General features: G+C 47.0%; 4 protein-coding genes. 1 reads left to right on the top strand and 3 read right to left on the bottom strand.

Translation table 11 applies throughout. The annotated features are described in order from the left end of the window. The coding region (locus RMO27_RS00175; RefSeq protein WP_309727884.1) for a glutamine synthetase III at nt 1-866 on the bottom strand (866 nt) is incomplete at its 3' end. 383 nt (nt 867-1,249) lie between these two features. Here RMO27_RS00175 and RMO27_RS00170 point away from each other — a divergent pair. Next, nucleotides 1,250-1,504, top strand: coding sequence for a hypothetical protein (locus RMO27_RS00170; protein ID WP_309727882.1), 255 nt, complete (start codon nt 1,250-1,252; stop codon nt 1,502-1,504). Nucleotides 1,505-1,579: 75 nt separating this feature from the next. On the opposite strand, the gene RMO27_RS00165 is transcribed toward RMO27_RS00170, so the two are convergent. Next, nucleotides 1,580-2,512: a prepilin peptidase gene (locus RMO27_RS00165; RefSeq protein ID WP_309727880.1), complete on the bottom strand. Its 933-nt coding sequence runs from the start codon at nt 2,510-2,512 to the stop codon at nt 1,580-1,582. A gap of 111 nt (nt 2,513-2,623) precedes the next feature. Further along, nucleotides 2,624-2,848, bottom strand: a complete 225-nt coding sequence (locus RMO27_RS00160) for a hypothetical protein (RefSeq protein ID WP_309727878.1) — start codon at nt 2,846-2,848, stop codon at nt 2,624-2,626. Nucleotides 2,849-3,139: the final 291 nt, after the last annotated feature.

Here is a 3,139-nt window from a genome sequence, read left to right as displayed (position 1 = left end):
CGAGTTTTGGCCGGAATACCCAGGCGGTAGAGTTTTTCCTCGACATCTTGCATGTAGACTTGCACGCGCTCTGGGATGGCACCAAAGTAGTGATCGTCAAATTGTTGACCTTTAGCGGGTGGTTTGCCAAATAGCGTGCGGCCAGCCAGTAATAAGTCGGGACGACTATTGGCAAAGTTGGCATCGACCAAGAAGTATTCTTGCTCGGCACCACAACTAGAATTCACTGGGGCGATATTGGTATTGCCCAAGATTTTCAAGACTCTAGTAGCGGATTTGTTCATCGCGGCGTTCGATCGCAACAATGGCGTCTTCTTGTCGAGAGCTTCCCCAGTCCACGAGACAAATACCGTCGGGATACACAAGGTGGAACCATTATCGGTTTCCATGATGAAGGCTGGACTAGTCACGTCCCAGGCCGTATAACCGCGAGCTTCAAAGGTCGAGCGGATGCCACCATTGGGGAAGGACGAGCCATCGGGTTCGCCTTGGACTAGCAGTTTGCCAGCAAACTCGGAGATCACCGAACCATCGCTTTGGACGGAAACAAACCCGTCGTGCTTTTCAGCGGTCGCATTTGTCAGCGGATAGAATACGTGCGCGTAATAGAGTGCGCCTTTGGAAATCGCCCAATCTTTCATGGCGACTGCTACAGAGTCCGCAACTGCAATATTTAGCGGTTCGCCAGTTTGGATCGTTTTTTTGACAGATTTGAAGACATCCTTGGGCAGACTTTCTTGCATCTTGCTCAAGGTGAAGACATCGCACGCCCACAGATCTTCGAGCCGTTTCGGAGCCTTAGGCGGCATTGGCTCGCGGTTAGTAATTTGATAAATTGCTTGCATCCGGGATTCGTTTCCACTCACAGCTTTGTTCCTCTCTGGCTCTTAACACCAATAAATAATAATTCTGAATAGCTTTCTAAAATAGCTATATATGATACCAATTTACAGCGATGAATATGTTCACTCGATCGAAAAGACCGCATTGATGCCGTAACTATTTAGATTTTAATGCTACAGCATTGCACCAAATCGATCGAGCGAAATAACTTAAGCTGATGAAATCTACAATCCGTTTAACACAGTTCGCAGACTCAATTTTGGGATATTATCGCATGGTAACGCGAGATCTGGAAATTTTGTGGCTAAATCGATCGATTTGGTGACAACTCAGCCAGATGTATCGATCCTGGCAATTGTTACCCAAATAACTGGACAGTAGATTAAATTAAGTTATGATAAAGATTGTGAGCAAAGTTATTTTAAGAACTTCTCGCCACCACAAAATTATTCATTTTTGGCATAGTTTTCAGATGAGTATCTCCTCACCCACTCCAACTAACGATACCTCGATTTGGACTAGCCTCAAACAAGCAATATCTGCTAGTTCGGGGTTTCAAAACTGGGCATCACAACTATCTACTCCAGAACGGGCAGACCTCAATCCTGATACCCTGGTACAACGCTATCTGCGCGAAACTTTAGAGACTTTAGCTTACTAACAAAAATTCAAAAGGCGATTCGGTGTCTCTACCGATCGCCGCTTGAATATCAACCTTATTTTCAGTCGATCGACCTTAAGATCCGCGTAACCGCATCCGGCGCGTCCAGACCAATAAGATTAATAAAAATACGACTACTGGGATTCCGACTAAATAGCGATCGGGAGATCTCATCAACTGTAGATAACTATCGATCAGCAAATCGCCGCGAAATAGGGCAATTGCGCCACCTAAAGCGATCGCGGGGCCAAACGGTAAAGGTTTAATTAATTGAGTTGCGCCAGCTTTGAAGCTCCGACCCATGATCGCGCTGTAAGCTGCCACAGCCACAAATCCCCCGATCGCGAGCACTGACGCAATGCCGCCAGTCAGTAGGACAATTTTCCAGCTCGACCACGCACCAATCATCGCCATCAGTTTGGCATCGCCGCCACCTTGCGCCAATTGACCCATCATAATGCTGCCGACGAGGGCAATCGTATCGTAGAGCCAAATGCCTACTAACATGCCCAGGATGCCTTGGATCAGGTATTCTCGCCCGCCCGCGATCGAATGATTGCTATCTAAAAAACCAGCGGCAAATTGAAATGCCAACCCCAGCACTAGTCCCGATTGGGTGAGCGGATTGGGGAGGGTCATTGTATCAAGATCGATCAGGGTGAGTGCGAGCAGCCAGCACATCAACAGCGAATACCCGATCGTCTGAATCGACAGACCATAGCGATTGTAAACCAGGACAAAGATAATCGCCGTTACAGCTTCGACGATCGGGTAACGTGGCGAAATCGGCGTCTGACAATGCCGACACTTACCGCGTAATAATAACCAGCCCAAGATCGGAATATTTTCATCCATACCGAGCTGATGAAAACATTTTGGGCACCGCGATGGCGGCCATAAGATCGAAAGACCAGCCGGAACGCGATAGACGACTACATTTAGAAAGCTGCCGATCGCCGCACCCAACCAAAAGACTATAACTTGAACGATCGTATCGTAAATATTCACTACTATAGCGATCTGCTTTGTAGATGCAGATAGAGATAAACTAAATCTATCATGCCCCGACTGGGGTGAGAAATTCCGTTAACCACTTCACATCAAACCAACGAGCTGTACCTAATTTTCTAACTGGTCGATCGAGATAAAATACTCTTCAGGCAGCAGAATCGGAAAACTACTAAAAATTAATTTACCCCGATAACTAAGTTTATGCATTGCCACCCCAATCGGCTGGCGGCGGCGATCGCGATCGGGGTTAACCTGACAATAAAAAGTATAGATATCTTTCGCAGCCCTAAGGAGTGCCGGATCGATCGGGATTTGAGAGTTGAACTGCGACATGGGAATAGATTTGGCTGGAGGCGGCTCAATCGTAAACAAAGTAGTTGTTCCTAAAATTATTTTTGAATATTTTTAAGATCGATGCGGGTGAATTTGCAGTTAAATTACATACTGAAATCGATCGCACCCGATCTGTCATTGACGCGAGCTTCGCCTAGGAAGACAATTAACATCCCGCTGGAGCTGGATCGAAGCTAGGATAAGGCCGCGATCGCGACTCGACCCATCTCCCGACAGCCAACTGGGGTCATGTCTGCTGACATAATATCACCAGTTCTGTAACCCAGATCC

The sequence above is a fragment of the Chamaesiphon sp. OTE_75_metabat_556 genome, from assembly GCF_031378165.1.
Classification (GTDB): Bacteria; Cyanobacteriota; Cyanobacteriia; order Cyanobacteriales; family Chamaesiphonaceae; genus Chamaesiphon.
The sequence above is the reverse complement of the archived record's forward strand: the minus strand, read 5'-3'. Positions and strand labels throughout refer to the sequence as shown.